Here is a 14,285-nt window from a genome sequence, read left to right as displayed (position 1 = left end):
GAATGCGCCCGCGAGGTTGCGTGCTCCGCCGGAGGCGCGCGTCAACCCGTCAGGTCGCTGGCTTGTCGCTCGGAGTTTTGATGTTGTCGCGCAGCTGCGGGCTCATCGGCAGGTTGAGCGGCGCGTTCTTCGGCGCGATCGGCGACATGAACCACTTGTTGTACATCTTCTCGAACTCGCCGCTCTTCATGAGGCCGACGATGGTGTCGTCCACCACCTTCTTGAAGGCCGCGTCGTCCTTGGGCAGCATGCAGGCGTAGGGCTCGACCTGCAGCGCATCGCCGACCACTTCGAATTCGGCCGGGTTCTTGGCGTTGGCGATCAGGCCGAAGAGCAGGATGTCGTCCATCGCGAAAGCCACCGCGCGGTCGCTCTCGACCAGCAGGAAAGCGTCGGCATGGTCCTTGCCGAGCACGATGTCCATGTCGAGACTCTTCTCGGTGTTGTACTTGCGCATGACCAGCGCGTTGGTGGTGCCGGTGGTGCTGGCCACCGTCTTCTTCGCGAGGTCGGCGTAGTTCTTGATCTTGGACGACTTCTTCGTCAGCAGGCGCGTGCCGGTGTAGAAGTGGTTGATGGCGAAGGACACGTCCTTGCCGCGCGCGCTGTTGTTGGTGGTCGAGCCGCACTCCAGGTCGATGGTGCCGTTCTGGATCAGCGGGATCCGGTTCTGCGAGGTCACCGGCATCAGCGCCACCTGCAGGTTCGGCTTGTTGAGCTTCTTCTTCACCGCCTCGACCACCGCGTTGGACAGCTCGACCGAGAAGCCGATCGGCTTGTTCGGGCCGTCGAGATAGCTGAAGGGCACCGAAGACTCGCGGTAGGCCAGCGTGATCTTGCCGGACTCGGCGATCTTGGCCAGGGTGTCGGCGGCTTGCGCGCCCGTCGCGGCAACGGTGAGCAGAACGGCGGCCATCAATGCGGAAAGTTTCATGCGAGCCCTTTCGGTGGATTTGGAATGTGTTGCGGAGTGTAGGAACGATTCATGCGCCGGTCACAATTCCTTTTGCGCCCATGGCCATGACCAAAAGTTATGGGCAGCCACCGGAGGGCATGAGCTTTGGCTATGGCCCGCGGCGGTTTTGGCATTTCACGCTCGAACGATGCGGCTCTAGAGTCGCTCGCATCCAACAACAAGCAGCGACAGGAAGGAGCGTCATGCATGTGTGCGTGCTGGGTGCCGGCATCGTGGGCCTGGCCACGGCCTGGCAATTGAACCGGCAGGGCTTCGAGGTGAGCGTGATCGATCGCGCCGCGCCGGGCGCCGGTGCGAGCGGCGGCAACGGCGCCCAGCTGAGCTATTCGTATGTGCAGCCGCTGGCCGATCCCTCGATCTGGAAGCAGCTGCCCAAGCTCCTGCTCTCGCCCTCCTCCCCGCTCAAGCTGCGGCCGCAGCTCGACCCGCTGCAGTGGCGCTGGGGCCTGGCCTTCCTGGCGGCCTGCAACGCCCGGACCTCGCGCGACACGACGATGCGCCTGCTCGCGCTCGCCGCGGAGAGCCGCCGCGCCTTCGAGCAGATGCTGGCCGACGTGGCGCCCGACTGCGACTTCTCCGCCACCGGCAAGCTGGTGCTCTACGCGAGCGCCGGCGCGCTCGAAGGCGCGCGCCGGCAACTCGAACTGCAGCAGGCGATGGGCAGCGAACAGCGCCTCGTCACGCCCGAGGAGTGCATCGCGATCGAGCCCGCGCTGGCCGGCTACCGCGCCCGGATGGCCGGCGCCATCCACACGCCGAGCGAGTGCGCCGCGGACTGCCTCAAGATCTGCATCGCACTCGAGCGCGCGCTGCGCGTGCGCGGCGTGCGCTTCGTGCTCGATTGCGAAGTGCGCGGCTTCGATGTCCGCAACGACCGCGTGACCGCGGTGCAGACCGGCGCCGGCGACGTGGAAGCCGATGCCTTCGTCATGGCACTGGGCGCGGCATCGCACCGGCTTGGGCGCCAGTTGGGCGCCTACCTGCCGGTCTACCCGCTCAAGGGCTACAGCATCACGGTCGACGTCGATCCGGCGCCCGGCGCCGCGCCGCGGGTGAGCGTGACCGACAGCGCACGCAAGGTGGTGTTCGCGCGCATCGGGTCGCGCCTGCGGGTGGCTGGCATGGCCGAGCTCGTGGGGCACAATGCGAGCATCCCCGCCACGCGCATCGAGACGCTGGCCGAGGCGACGCGCGCCGTGTTCCCGCAGGCGAGCCGCTTCGAGGTACTGCATCCCTGGACCGGCATGCGCCCGGCCACGCCGACCGGCGTTCCGATCATCGGCCGCCTGGCAGGCGCCCCGTCCAACATGCTGTTCAACACCGGGCACGGGGCGCTGGGCTTCACGCTGGCTTTCGGTTCGGCGCAGCGCGTCGCGCAAAGCCTCGTCTAAGCCATTCCTTCGATCGCCTCGCGCATGCAGCGCGTGATGCCGCGCACCGCCACCGAGTCGGGCTTGCCGGCAAAGCGCAGCGCGCGAATCGGCACCGGGATGTGCGGCTCCAGCGTCAGCACGTCGACCTTGGTGCGATCGGCCGAGTTCGCCGTGCAGCCGTCGACCAGCGCGACCCCGAGCCCGTGGTGCGCCATCGCCAGCGCCGCGTGGTAGGTCTGCACCGTGACCACCGCCTGCTGGAAGCCCACGCCGGCCTGCCGGCAGGCCTGGCTCAGGCTGGTGCCGACGGGATCGCGGCTGTCCAGGCCGACCACCGGCAGGTTCACCAGGTCGTGCAGCGCCGCCGAGCCGTTGCGCACCAGCGCGCGCGGCAGCATGCCCTTGGGCGCGATGCACACCATGCGGCTGTCTGCCAGCGTCTCCTGCGTGAGCGAGGGATGGACCGCGGGACTGAAGGCGAAGCCCACGTCGGCCTCCTGCAGCAGCAGGGCCGACATGATCTGCGGCGAATGCAGCGACTCCACCGTGACGGCGATGCCTGGGTGCTTCTGGCGGAAGCTCTTGAGCGCGCGCGGCAGCACCTCGTAGCTGAGCGCGAGCACGGTGAGGATGCGCAGCTCGCCCACGTCGCTGGCGCTGCGCAGGTTGGCGGCCAGCCGCTGTACCTCGTCGAGCTGCGCGAACAGGCGCTCGATGTGCGGATAGAGCGCCAGCGCCTCGGTGGTCGGCGTGAGCCGCCCCTTGGCGCGCTGGAAGAGCGAGAAGCCGAGCTGGATCTCGGCATGCTGCAGCGTGCGGCTGACCGCCGGCTGCGTGATGTTGATGAGCCGCGCCGCCGCGCTCACGCTGCCGGTGAGCATGATGGCGTTGAAGACTTCGATATGGCGCAGGCGCATCGCGGGACGCAATAGCCGGCCGTTAGTGGTCGACCTTGCCGCGCGAGATGTCCATGATCATGCGTGCCGCGAGGTAGAGCCGCGGCTCGATCGAATCGATCAGCACGTATTCGGCATCGGCCGAGTGCGCGCCGAAGCCCTGCAGGCCGAAGCGCTCGACCACCGGCGCCTTCGTCTTCAGCGCGGCGAAGGCGGCATCGGTGCCGCCGCCGGCCACCTTGTCGTCGGCGCCCAGCTCGCGGCCGAGCTCCTTGTAGACCTGCTGCGCATGGCCGGCCAGCCCACGCGAGGCGTCGGTGGCCTCCAGCGGCGGGCGGCGGCGCTCGAACTTCATCTCGACCTTGGCTTCGGGAATGAGCTGCTTCTTCACGCGCTCCTGCACCTGCTTTTCGATGCGGTCGTAGTCGCCGACCTTCAGCACGCGCACGTCGGCACCGGCGCTGGCCGCGGCCGGGATCACGTTGCGGTTGCTGCCCGACTTGGAGATGGTCCAGTTCATCTTGAGGCCGGTGGCCGGGTCGGACAGGTCACGCATCTGCAGGATCTGGTGCGAGAGCTCGTAGAGCGCGTTCACGCCGAGCTCGGGCGCCGAGCCCGCGTGCGAAGCCTTGCCCGTGACGTTGAGCGAGACCGAGGCGATGCCCGCGGTGGCGAGCGAGAGCTTGTCTTCCTTGACGGAGGCGCCTTCGTAGGACATCACCACGTCGTGCTCGCCGCCCAATCGGGTGATGAGGTTGCGCGAACCGGGCGAGCTGATCTCCTCGTCGCCATTGATCAGCACGGTGAGCGTGCCGTACTCCTTGAAGTCCAGCGCCTTGAGCAGGGCGACGGTGTGCGTGATGACTGCCACGCCCTGCTTGTCGTCGGCAATGCCGAGGCCGTAGGCCTTGTCGCCTTCGATGCGGAAGGGCTGCTTGGCGAGCATGCCGATCTGGTAGACCGTGTCCATGTGCGCGATCAGCATGATCTTCTTGCTGCCGGTGCCCTTCCAGGTGGCGCGCACGACCTTGCCAATCTTCTCGGGCGTGTCTTCCATGCGGTAGGCATCGGCCGTCGGGTCGATCAGCTCGACCTGGCCGCCGAGCGCCTTGAACTTGTCGGCGATCAGGTTGGCGATCTTGTCCAGGCCTTCGAGGTCGCGGCTGCCGGACTCGATCGAGACCAGCTGCTTCAGCGTTTCGAGCAGAGCGGGTTTTTCCTTGGCCGCCAGCGCGGCGATGCGCTCGTCGGGTGCGGCCGAGGCGACACCGAACCAAGCGGCACAGACGGTGCCGATGACGAAGGCATGCAGATGACGCGGGAGTTTCATTCTTCTTTCCTTGGGTTGTCGTTCGTCAATGCGCCTTGTCCCAGTTGGGACCAAAGCCGATTTCGGCCAGCAACGGGACCTTGAGCTCCGCCACGCCGGCCATGAGTCGCGGGATCTCGGTGCGGACCCACTCGACTTCGTCTTCGGGCACTTCGAACACCAGTTCGTCGTGCACCTGCATGATCATCTTCGTGCGGCGCTTTTCGGCATCGAGCACCTCCTGCACCTTCACCATGCTGAGCTTGATCAGGTCGGCCGCGGTGCCCTGCATCGGCGCGTTGATCGCCGCGCGCTCCGCCCCGCCGCGCCGCGGGCCGTTGGGCGAATTGATCTCGGGCAGATAAAGGCGGCGGCCGAACACAGTCTCGACATAGCCCTTCTGCTTGGCCAGCGCCTTGGTCTCGTCCATGTAGATCTTCACGCCGGGATAACGCGCGAAATAGCGGTCGATGTAGGAGGCCGCGGCCTTGGTCTCGATGCCCAGATTGCGCGCGAGGCCGAAGCTGCTCATGCCGTAGATCAGCCCGAAGTTGATGACCTTCGCATAGCGGCGCTGCTCGCTCGAAACCTGCTCCACCGCCACGCCGAAGACTTCGGCCGCGGTCGCGCGGTGCACGTCGATGCCTTCGGTGAAGGCGCGCAAGAGCGACTCGTCGCCACTGATGTGAGCCATGATGCGCAGCTCGATCTGCGAATAGTCGGAGCTCGCGATCACGCTGCCGGCAGGCGCCACGAAGGCCTCGCGCACGCGGCGGCCCTCGGCGGTGCGGATCGGGATGTTCTGCAGGTTGGGGTCGTTGCTCGACAGCCGCCCGGTCACCGCGACCGCCTGCGCATAGTGCGTGTGGACGCGGCCCGAGCGCGGGTTCGCCAGTTGCCCGAGCTTGTCGGTGTAGGTGCCCTTGAGCTTCGAGAGGCCGCGGTGCTCCAGGATCTTGGCCGGCAGCGGGAAGTCTTCGGCCAGTTTTTCGAGCACCTCTTCGTCGGTGCTCGGTGCGCCGCTCGGCGTCTTCTTGACCACCGGCAGACCCAGCTTGGTGAAGAAGACCTCGCCGATCTGCTTGGGCGAACCGAGGTTGAAGGGCTGGCCCGCAAGCTCGTAGGCCTCCTGCTCCAGCGCCATGATCCGCTTGCCGAGCTCGTTGCTCTGCGCGGCCAGCGTGGGTGCGTCGATCAGCACGCCGTTGCGCTCGACACGGTAGAGCGCTTCGCTGGACGCCATCTCCAGCTCGTAGATGTAGCGCAGCTTCTCGTCGGCCTCGAGCTTGGGCCACAGCGCGAGGTGCACGTCCAGCGTCTGGTCGGAGTCTTCGCACGAGTACTCGGCGGCCTTCTCGATCGAAACCTGGCTGAACGGGATCTGGTGCGCGCCCTTGCCGCAGAGGTCTTCGTAGTCGATGCCAGTGCGGCCCAGGTGCCGCTCGGCCAGGCTGGCCAGGCCGTGCGGCTTGTGCACTTCGAGCACGTAGCTCTGCAGCATGGTGTCGTGCGCGTAGCCCTGCACCTCGATGCCGTGGTTGGCGAACACGTGGCGGTCGTACTTGACGTGCTGCCCGAGCTTCTTCTTCGTGCCGTCCTCGAGCCAGGGCTTGAGCTTCGCGAGCACCTCGTCGCGCGGCAGCTGGGCCGGCGCATCGGGGTAGTTGTGGGCCACCGGAATATAGGCCGCCTCGCCGGGCTTCACGCTGAAGCTGATGCCGACGATCTCGGCGCGCATCTCGTCGAGCGAGTTGGTTTCAGTGTCGATCGCGACCAACTCGGCCGCCTGGAGCTTCGCGAGCCAGGCGTCGAAGGCCTCCCAGTTCATGACCGTGTCGTAGGCCAGGTTGGTGGCCTTCGCCGCGGCCTCGAAGCCCGGTTCGTCGAACAGGCCGGTGCCGCCTTCGGGGCCTTTTTTCTTCTTGTTCTCCTCGATCAGCTCGGGCGAGACCTCGTGCGCTTCCAGCGTCTTCACCAGGCTCTTGAAACCGTACTTCTCGTAGAAGCCCTTCAGCTCGTCGATCTGCTGGGGGCCGATGGCGATGCCGGCCAGCGAAGGCAGGCCGCTCACGTGGCCATCGAGCTCGCAGTCGGTACGGATGGTCACGAGGCGCTTACCTTGCGGAAGCCAGTCGAGCGCCTTGCGCAGGTTCTCGCCGGCCTGGCCCTTCACCTCGCCGGCGCGGGCGATCAGCGCATCGAGCGAGCCGTATTCGAGCAGCCATTTGGCGGCAGTCTTCGGGCCGACCTTCTCCACGCCGGGCACGTTGTCGACGCTGTCGCCCACCAGGGTCTGGTAGTCGATCATCAGGGTCGGCGGCACGCCGAATTCGGCCGTCACGCCCGCCACGTCGCGCTTCTTGCCGTTCATGGTGTCGATGATGGTGACGTGCTCGTCGACCAGCTGGCTCAGGTCCTTGTCGCCGCTGGAGACGATCACCTCGATGCCCTGGTTGGCCGCGGTGCGGGCCAGGGTGCCGATCACGTCGTCGGCCTCGATGTCGGGCACGCACAGCACCGGCCAGCCGAGCAGCTTGACCACCTGGTGGATCGGCTCGACCTGACTGCGCAGGTCGTCGGGCATCGGCGAGCGGTTCGCCTTGTATTGCGGATACCAGTCGTCGCGAAAGGTCTTTCCCGGCGCGTCGAACACGCACGCTGCGTAGTCGGCCCGCACCTCGCGGCGCAGCGCCTGCATCATGTTGATCATTCCGCGGATGGCGCCCGTGGCCGGGCTGCCGGCATCGCCCGGCACGGCGCGCAAATCGGGCATCGCGTGGAAGGCGCGGTAGAGGTAGCTCGAACCATCGACGAGCAGCAACGTTTTCTTGTCGGTCATCGGAGCATTTTGCCGTGCCGCGCTCGGGCTTCCGCACGACGGCGAAGATCGCCGCCGGCTGACACCTGCCGCGAGGCCGGCGCCTACAATCCTCATCATGTCCTCCCCAACCCTTCTGCTCGTTCGCGGCGCCCTGACGGCCGCCCTGGCCTGCGCCGCACCGCTGGCCGCCGTTCACGCCCAAAGCGCGCCGCCGCCCGGCGCCCCGCAGGGCCAGGAACAGGCAGCATCGCCGCGCCAGAACCAGAAGATCGAGCACATCCACGTCGAAGACAGCGGCGCCGCGGTCGACGAAGTGCGCTACGGCGGACAGACCCAGAGCATCACGGTGACGCCGAAGGCCAACGTGCCCTCCTACGAGGTGTTGCCGAACTACGGCGGGCGCGACCGCCAGGGCCAGTCCGAAACCGGCACCGGCGGCAACGGCCCGCGGGTCTGGAACGTGCTCAAGTTCTGAGCCCGGGCGGTGGCGGTCTTCACTGAAGTCGGGTTCGACGAAGCCGATGCGCTGGTGCAGCGCCTCGGCCTGGGCCCGCTCGCCTCGCTCAGAGGCATCGAGGGCGGCATCGAGAACACCAATTACTTCGCGAGCACCGCGTCGGGCGAGTTCGTCCTGACGCTGTTCGAGCGCCTGGGCGCCGAACAACTGCCTTACTACCTCTGCCTGATGAAGCATCTGGCGGCGCGCGGCATTCCGGTGCCGGAGCCGGTGGCCGACCCGGCCGTGGCGCCGCCCGACGGCCACGCGCTTTCCATCCCCGCCAATGCGCCCTGCGAGTTCCTGCACAAAGTGGCCGGCAAGCCGGCGGCTCTGGTGCAGCGGCTGCAGGGAAAGAGCGAGCTGGCACCGACGGCCGCGCATTGCGCCGAGCTGGGCCGCCTGCTGGCGCGCATGCATTTTGCGGGTCGCGACTTTCCGCGCATGCAGCCCAACCTGCGCGGCCTGCCCTGGTGGAACGACACCGCGCCGGTGGTCCTGCCCTACCTCGACGCTCCGCAAGCCGCGTTGCTGCAAAGCGAACTCGCGTACCAGAACCACGTCGCCCAATCCTCGGCCTACGCGGCCCTGCCGCGCGGGCCGGTGCATGCCGACCTGTTCCGCGACAACGCGATGTTCGACACCGAAAGCGAGACGCCGCGCCTGACCGGCGTGTTCGACTTCTATTTCGCCGGCACCGACAGCTGGCTGTTCGACCTCGCCGTGTGCCTGAACGACTGGGCCATCGACCTGCAGAGCGGCCGCCACGATGCGGCCCATGCCGACGCCCTGCTGGCTGCCTACGGCAGCGTGCGGCCGCTGACCGGAGCCGAGCGCGCCCTGCTGCCCGCCATGCTGCGCGCCGCGGCGCTGCGCTTCTGGATTTCGCGGCTGTGGGACTTCCACCTGCCACGGGAAGCGAGCATGCTCAAGGCCCATGACCCGACCCATTTCGAGCGTGTGCTGCGCGAACGCGTCCGTGCGCCGGCGGCACTGTTCTCCTCTTTCGAAGGCACGCGTCCGACTGCCGAGCCGCTGGCCGCCTGAGGGGCCTGTGTACGGGCCCTAATCCCATGAAACTGAACCTCGTGCCGGCGCGCACCGGCGCCGAATGGGTCCGCCTCGGACTCAAGACCTTCTGGCGGCAGCCGCTCGCCTTCATCTCGCTGTTCTTCCTGTTCATGGCGGCGATCTCGATCGCTTCGCAACTGCCCTTCCTCGGCAGCGTGCTGGCACCGATCCTGCTGCCCTTCATGACGCTCGGACTGATGGTCGCCACCTCGGTCGCGTATGCCAACGACACCCAGAAGCCGGCCGCCCCGGCCATGTTCATCGCCGCAGTGGGCGCCGTGCGTGCCGAATGGCGGCGAATGGTCGTGCTGGGCATCATTTCGGCGGTCTATTTCGTCGCCGCCGTGGGGGTTTCGGCCCTGATCGACGGCGGCCAGCTGGCGCGCGCCTACCTGCTGGACGAAACGCTCACGCCCGAGGTGATCGCAAGCAGTGACTTCCAGACCGCGCGCCTGTTCGTCATGGTCCTCAATCTGCCGCTGTCGCTCGCGATGTGGCACGCGCCGGCACTCGTGCATTGGCACCAGGTCGAGCCGGTGAAGAGTCTGTTCTTCAGCCTGGTCGCGCTGTTCCGCAACTTCGGCGCCTATGCGATGTTCTGCCTGTCGTGGTTCGGCGTGTTCCTCGCTGCGGGCATCGGCATCGGCCTCGTGGCCACGGTGCTGGTGGGCGTCGGCGCGATCGGCATGGGCGACGGCGCCTCGGCCATCGGCGGCGCGCTGATGATCGGCAGCGCGCTGGTTCTGGCGGCGATGTCGCTGAGCTCGACCTGGTTCACCTTCCGGGACAGCTTCCGGGCTGATTAGCAGTCTTTATACGGGCGTCAACTTGGCGACCGACAGCGCCAGCCACTTGACCCCGTGGCGGGGAAAGTTGATCTGCGCACGCGCATCGTCGCCGCTGCCTTCCAGTGCCAGCACCGTGCCTTCGCCGAACTTGTTGTGGAACACCTGCATTCCGGAGCGCAGGCCGTGCGAAGGCGCGCTCTTCTGCGGCGGCACCGGCGGGCTGGCGAATGTGTCCTTGCCGTATCCGCCGGCCCCGCCGCGCGTGGTCGCGTAACCGCCGCCGTAGCCGAAGGCCGAGGGTGCAAAGCCCTGGTTCTTGGGCGTCAGCCACTTGAGTGCGCCTTCGGGCAGCTCGTCGAAGAAGCGGCTCTTCACGTTGTAGCGCGTCTGGCCGTGCAGCATGCGCGTCTGAGAATGGCTGAGATACAGGCGCCGGCGCGCGCGGGTGATGGCCACGTACATCAGCCGGCGCTCCTCCTCGAGGCTCTCGTAGTCGCTCATCGAGTTCTCGTGCGGGAACAGGCCCTCTTCCATGCCGGTGATGAACACGCAGTCGAATTCGAGGCCCTTGGCCGCATGCACGGTCATCAGCTGCACCGCATCCTGGCCGGCTTGCGCCTGGTTGTCGCCCGACTCCAGCGCGGCATGGGTCAGGAAAGCCGCCAGCGGGCTCATGGTTTCGCCGGTTTCGGCATCCGGCGCCAGCGGCTCGTCGATGACGGGGCGGTTCGGGTCGAGGCCCTGGCTGGCCGGCGACTGCCGCAGCTCGTCGACCGGCATCGCCACCGCGTCGCGGCCGAAGCCTTCCTGCGTGACGAAGCTCTCGGCCGCATTGACCAGTTCTTCCAGGTTCTCGATGCGGTCGGCGCCTTCGCGGTCGGCCTTGTAGTGCTCGATCAGGCCGCTGTGGTCGAGCACCAGCTCGATGATCTCGCGCAACGACATGCCTTGCGTCTGCTCGCGCAGCACGTCGATCTTGGCGACGAAAGCCGACAGGTTGGAGCCGGCCTTGCCGCCCACCGCGTTGACCGCGTCGTGCAGCGAGCGGCCGGCCGCGCGGGCCGCGTCCTGCAGCTGCTCGATGCTGCGCGCGCCGATGCCGCGCGGCGGGAAGTTGACGATGCGCAGGAAACTGGTGTCGTCGTCCTTGTTCTCAAGCAGGCGCAGGTAGGCCAGCGCATGCTTGATCTCGGCGCGTTCGAAGAAGCGCAGGCCGCCGTAGACGCGGTACGGCACGGCCGCGTTGAAGAGCGCCGTTTCGATCACCCGGCTTTGCGCATTGCTGCGGTAGAGCACCGCCATTTCCTTGCGTTCGATGCCGTCGCGCACCAGCTGGCGCATCTCCTCGACCATCCATTGCGCCTCGGCGAAGTCGCTGGTCGATTCGTAGACGCGCACCGGCTCGCCCGGGCCTTGGTCGGTGCGCAGGTTCTTGCCCAGCCGCTTCTTGTTGTGGCTGATCAGCTCGTTGGCCGAATCGAGGATGTTGCTGAAGCTGCGGTAGTTCTGTTCGAGCTTGATCTGGTGCGAGACGTCGAACTCGCGCACGAAATCGGCCATGTTGCCCACCCGCGCGCCGCGGAAGGCGTAGATGCTCTGGTCGTCGTCGCCGACCGCGATCACGCTGTTGTCGCCGGGCACGAAACGGCCTTCGACGGTGCTGCCAGAAAGCATCTTGATCCATGCGTACTGCAGACGATTGGTGTCCTGGAATTCGTCGATCAGGATGTGGCGGAAGCGCCGCTGGTAGTGCTCGCGCACCGGGTCGTTGTCGCGCAGCAGTTCGTAGCTGCGCAGCATGAGCTCGCCGAAATCGACCACGCCTTCGCGCTGGCACTGCTCTTCGTAGAGCTGGTAGAGCTCGACCTTCTTGCGGTCGTCCTCGCTGCGGATCTCCACATCGCGCGGGCGCAGGCCGTCTTCCTTGGCGCCGGCGATGAACCACTGGGTCTGCTTGGCCGGGAAGCGCTCGTCGTCGACGTTGTACTGCTTCATCAGGCGCTTGATGGCCGAGAGCTGGTCCTGCGTGTCGAGGATCTGGAAGGTGGACGGCAGGTCGGCGAGCTTCCAGTGCGCGCGCAGGAATCGGTTGCAAAGGCCGTGGAAGGTGCCGATCCACATGCCGCGCACGTTGACCGGCAGCATCGCGGTCAGCCGCGTCATCATTTCCTTCGCCGCCTTGTTGGTGAAGGTCACGGCCAGGATGCCGCCGGGCGACACCTGGCCGGTCTGCAGCAGCCAGGCGATGCGGGTGGTGAGCACCCGCGTCTTGCCCGAGCCGGCGCCGGCGAGGATCAGCGCGTTGCCGGCCGGCAAGGCGACCGCGGCCCGCTGCTCGGCGTTGAGGTTGTGCAGCAGGGGCGAATCTGCGGTGGCCGCGAGGTCGGTGAACATCCGTCGATTGTAGAAAGCACGGCGTATGCGGGTTATACGAAGTCCCTGAGCACGCGTTTCCGATCGGGCGCGTAAAATCAGTTACCGGGCCCAAGTTTCTTGCGCCCGGTTTTTCGTTTGCGAAAGCCGGCCGGACCAAGCGCTCAATTCCCGGACGCCGCCGGGCCGCCCCAAGGCGGCCGAGCCTCCCCCTCGGGGGGTGGCGAAGCACACGAAGTGGCGAGCCGGGGGGCAGTCATTTCACAGGAGCTTGGTTTTATGCAGATTTTCGACTACGACAACATCCTCTTGCTGCCCCGCAAATGCGTGGTCGAGAGCAGATCCGAATGCGACGCCAGCGTCACCCTCGGCGGCCGCAGCTTCCGCATCCCGACGGTGCCCGCAAACATGAAGACGGTGGTCGACGAGACCATCTGCACCTGGCTGGCGCAGAACGGCTACTTCTACGTGATGCACCGCTTCGACCTCGACAACCTGCAGTTCGTGAAGGACATGCATGCCAAGGGCGTGTTCGCATCCATCTCGCTGGGCGTGAAGAAGCCGGACTACCAGACGGTGGACCAGCTGGCCGCCGCCGGCCTCACACCCGAATACATCACGATCGACATCGCGCACGGCCATGCCGACAGCGTGAAGAACATGATCGCGTACCTCAAGAAGAAGCTGCCGAAGGCCTTCGTGATCGCAGGCAACGTCGGCACGCCCGAGGCCGTGATCGACCTGGAGAACTGGGGTGCGGATGCAACCAAGGTCGGCGTCGGTCCGGGCAAGGTGTGCATCACCAAGCTCAAGACCGGTTTCGGCACCGGCGGCTGGCAACTGTCGGCGCTCAAGTGGTGCGCACGCGTCGCCACCAAGCCGATCATTGCCGACGGGGGCATCCGCGACCATGGCGACATCGCCAAGAGCATCCGCTTCGGCGCCTCGATGGTGATGATCGGCTCGCTCTTCGCCGGCCACGAGGACTCGCCGGGCCAGACGGTGGAAGTCGACGGCGTGCTCTTCAAGGAGTACTACGGCTCGGCCAGCGACTTCAACAAGGGCGAGTACAAGCACGTCGAGGGCAAGCGCATCCTCGAGCCGATCAAGGGCAAGCTGGCCGACACGCTGGTCGAAATGGAGCAGGACATCCAGAGCTCCATCAGCTATGCGGGCGGGCGCAAGCTCATGGACATCCGCAAGGTCAACTACGTCATGCTCGGCGGCGACAACGCGGGCGAACACCTGCTGATGTAGGCCGCCCTTCGGGGCCTGCGATCAGGCCTCGAGCAGCTGCGCCGCATGCCGGTGCAGCCTGTGCGCCGGATCGGCGAAGGCATCGACGATGCTGAAGTGGTGCAGGCCTGGCAGCACCTCGCAAACGGGCACCGTGTTGCGGCCCCAGGCCGCGCGAATCGCCGCGTTGTGGCGGATGAACTCCTCGCTCTCGTCGCCGCCCGCGACCGCATAGAGCTGGCCGCGCGCGGGTGCCGGCCACAGCACGGGGCTGGCGCGCAGCACATCCGCATCGCTCAAGCGCAGCACGTGTTCCAGGAAGGGCGTGCGCTGCAGCGGCCGCAGGTCGTAGAGGCCCGAGATCGAGAGCGCGTTGCGCACCAGCTGCGCCGGCAGATCGGGCGCGACCGCCTTCCAGTCGCAGGCCAGCAGCGCCGCCGCCATGTGGCCGCCTGCCGAATGGCCGGCGACGGTGATGCGCTCAGGGTCGCCGCCGTAGGCCGCGATGTGGCGCCAGGTCCATTCGAGCGCGCGCACCATCTGCAACAGGATATCCGGCACGGTCACGGGCCGATTGGCCGGCCCGGGGCACAGCGCATAGTTCGGCACGACCACGCACACGCCTCGGTCGTTGAACGCGGGCGCGACGAAGGAATGGTCGCTCTTGTCGAGCGCGCGCCAGTAGCCGCCGTGGATGAACACCAGCACGGGCGCATCGGGCACCGGAGCGGGAAAAACGTCGAGCATTTCGTTGGGCCCCTGGCCATAGGACAAGTCGAGCCGGCCGGGCAAGGCGTCGCGCGCGGCGGCGGAATCGCGGGCCCAGCGCTCGAGGTACGCGGGATGGTCCTTCACCCGCGCCAGGTTGTTGTACATGCCCTCCAGCCAGGCGGGGTCGTCGAAGGCCATGCGATTCGTGCTCCTTGTGCGTTGGGGCGTCGGTTCT

General features: G+C 67.0%; 11 protein-coding genes. 5 read left to right on the top strand and 6 right to left on the bottom strand.

The window, feature by feature from the left end:
* Positions 1 to 49 precede the first annotated feature (49 nt).
* Positions 50 to 934: a transporter substrate-binding domain-containing protein gene (locus ACSQ89_RS07845; RefSeq protein WP_093106348.1), complete on the bottom strand. Its 885-nt coding sequence runs from the start codon at positions 932 to 934 to the stop codon at positions 50 to 52.
* A gap of 224 nt (positions 935 to 1,158) precedes the next feature.
* On the opposite strand from ACSQ89_RS07845, the gene ACSQ89_RS07840 reads away from it, so the two are divergent.
* Positions 1,159 to 2,367 (top strand): D-amino acid dehydrogenase, encoded by a 1,209-nt coding sequence (locus tag ACSQ89_RS07840; protein WP_436292646.1) that lies wholly within the window; start codon positions 1,159 to 1,161, stop codon positions 2,365 to 2,367.
* Here ACSQ89_RS07840 and ACSQ89_RS07835 read toward each other — a convergent pair.
* Genes ACSQ89_RS07835 through polA form a run of 3 tightly spaced genes read right to left on the bottom strand, consistent with a single transcriptional unit; the run spans position 2,364 to position 7,393 of the window.
* The gene (locus ACSQ89_RS07835) at positions 2,364 to 3,266 is read right to left on the bottom strand and encodes a LysR family transcriptional regulator (RefSeq protein WP_093106353.1); all 903 of its coding nucleotides are present in this window, start codon (positions 3,264 to 3,266) and stop codon (positions 2,364 to 2,366) included. The two genes, ACSQ89_RS07840 and ACSQ89_RS07835, sit on opposite strands and share 4 nt — an antisense overlap.
* Positions 3,267 to 3,288: 22 nt before the next feature.
* Complete coding sequence (locus tag ACSQ89_RS07830; protein WP_436292645.1) at positions 3,289 to 4,575, bottom strand: M20/M25/M40 family metallo-hydrolase; 1,287 nt, start codon at positions 4,573 to 4,575, stop codon at positions 3,289 to 3,291.
* 25 nt (positions 4,576 to 4,600) lie between these two features.
* On the bottom strand, positions 4,601 to 7,393 hold the full coding sequence (polA, locus tag ACSQ89_RS07825) for a DNA polymerase I (RefSeq protein WP_436292644.1): 2,793 nt from the start codon (positions 7,391 to 7,393) through the stop codon (positions 4,601 to 4,603).
* Positions 7,394 to 7,490: 97 nt separating this feature from the next.
* On the opposite strand from polA, the gene ACSQ89_RS07820 reads away from it, so the two are divergent.
* From ACSQ89_RS07820 to ACSQ89_RS07810, 3 genes are read left to right on the top strand one after another with little or no spacing between them, the layout of a single operon-like run.
* Positions 7,491 to 7,850, top strand: coding sequence for a hypothetical protein (locus ACSQ89_RS07820; protein ID WP_093106361.1), 360 nt, complete (start codon positions 7,491 to 7,493; stop codon positions 7,848 to 7,850).
* Positions 7,851 to 7,859: 9 nt separating this feature from the next.
* Entirely contained in the window at positions 7,860 to 8,918 is a 1,059-nt protein-coding gene (locus ACSQ89_RS07815) for a homoserine kinase (protein ID WP_093106363.1), read from the top strand.
* Between the two features lie 26 nt (positions 8,919 to 8,944).
* Positions 8,945 to 9,748 (top strand): BPSS1780 family membrane protein, encoded by an 804-nt coding sequence (locus ACSQ89_RS07810; protein WP_093106366.1) that lies wholly within the window; start codon positions 8,945 to 8,947, stop codon positions 9,746 to 9,748.
* Positions 9,749 to 9,754: 6 nt separating this feature from the next.
* On the opposite strand, the gene ACSQ89_RS07805 is transcribed toward ACSQ89_RS07810, so the two are convergent.
* Positions 9,755 to 12,124 carry a UvrD-helicase domain-containing protein gene (locus ACSQ89_RS07805; protein ID WP_093106369.1) on the bottom strand — a complete coding sequence of 790 codons (2,370 nt, stop codon included), beginning with the start codon at positions 12,122 to 12,124 and terminating at the stop codon, positions 9,755 to 9,757.
* 258 nt (positions 12,125 to 12,382) lie between these two features.
* On the opposite strand from ACSQ89_RS07805, the gene ACSQ89_RS07800 reads away from it, so the two are divergent.
* Positions 12,383 to 13,360: a GMP reductase gene (locus ACSQ89_RS07800; RefSeq protein WP_093106371.1), complete on the top strand. Its 978-nt coding sequence runs from the start codon at positions 12,383 to 12,385 to the stop codon at positions 13,358 to 13,360.
* A gap of 21 nt (positions 13,361 to 13,381) precedes the next feature.
* On the opposite strand, the gene ACSQ89_RS07795 is transcribed toward ACSQ89_RS07800, so the two are convergent.
* Positions 13,382 to 14,248 (bottom strand): alpha/beta hydrolase, encoded by an 867-nt coding sequence (locus ACSQ89_RS07795; protein ID WP_436292643.1) that lies wholly within the window; start codon positions 14,246 to 14,248, stop codon positions 13,382 to 13,384.
* Positions 14,249 to 14,285 lie beyond the last annotated feature (37 nt).

Source organism: Variovorax sp. LjRoot175 (assembly GCF_964253805.1).
Lineage (GTDB): Bacteria > Pseudomonadota > Gammaproteobacteria > Burkholderiales > Burkholderiaceae_C > Variovorax.
The sequence above is the reverse complement of the archived record's forward strand: the minus strand, read 5'-3'. Positions and strand labels throughout refer to the sequence as shown.

Excerpts from the sequence above, each read along its gene's own strand:
- ACSQ89_RS07845 (WP_093106348.1), bottom strand. The coding sequence starts at position 934 with ATGAAACTTTCCGCATTGATGGCCGCCGTTCTGCTCACCGTTGCCGCG.
- ACSQ89_RS07840 (WP_436292646.1), top strand. The coding sequence starts at position 1,159 with ATGCATGTGTGCGTGCTGGGTGCCGGCATCGTGGGCCTGGCCACGGCC.
- ACSQ89_RS07835 (WP_093106353.1), bottom strand. The coding sequence starts at position 3,266 with ATGCGCCTGCGCCATATCGAAGTCTTCAACGCCATCATGCTCACCGGC.
- ACSQ89_RS07830 (WP_436292645.1), bottom strand. The coding sequence starts at position 4,575 with ATGAAACTCCCGCGTCATCTGCATGCCTTCGTCATCGGCACCGTCTGT.
- polA (WP_436292644.1), bottom strand. The coding sequence starts at position 7,393 with ATGACCGACAAGAAAACGTTGCTGCTCGTCGATGGTTCGAGCTACCTC.
- ACSQ89_RS07820 (WP_093106361.1), top strand. The coding sequence starts at position 7,491 with ATGTCCTCCCCAACCCTTCTGCTCGTTCGCGGCGCCCTGACGGCCGCC.
- ACSQ89_RS07810 (WP_093106366.1), top strand. The coding sequence starts at position 8,945 with ATGAAACTGAACCTCGTGCCGGCGCGCACCGGCGCCGAATGGGTCCGC.
- ACSQ89_RS07805 (WP_093106369.1), bottom strand. The coding sequence starts at position 12,124 with ATGTTCACCGACCTCGCGGCCACCGCAGATTCGCCCCTGCTGCACAAC.
- ACSQ89_RS07800 (WP_093106371.1), top strand. The coding sequence starts at position 12,383 with ATGCAGATTTTCGACTACGACAACATCCTCTTGCTGCCCCGCAAATGC.
- ACSQ89_RS07795 (WP_436292643.1), bottom strand. The coding sequence starts at position 14,248 with ATGGCCTTCGACGACCCCGCCTGGCTGGAGGGCATGTACAACAACCTG.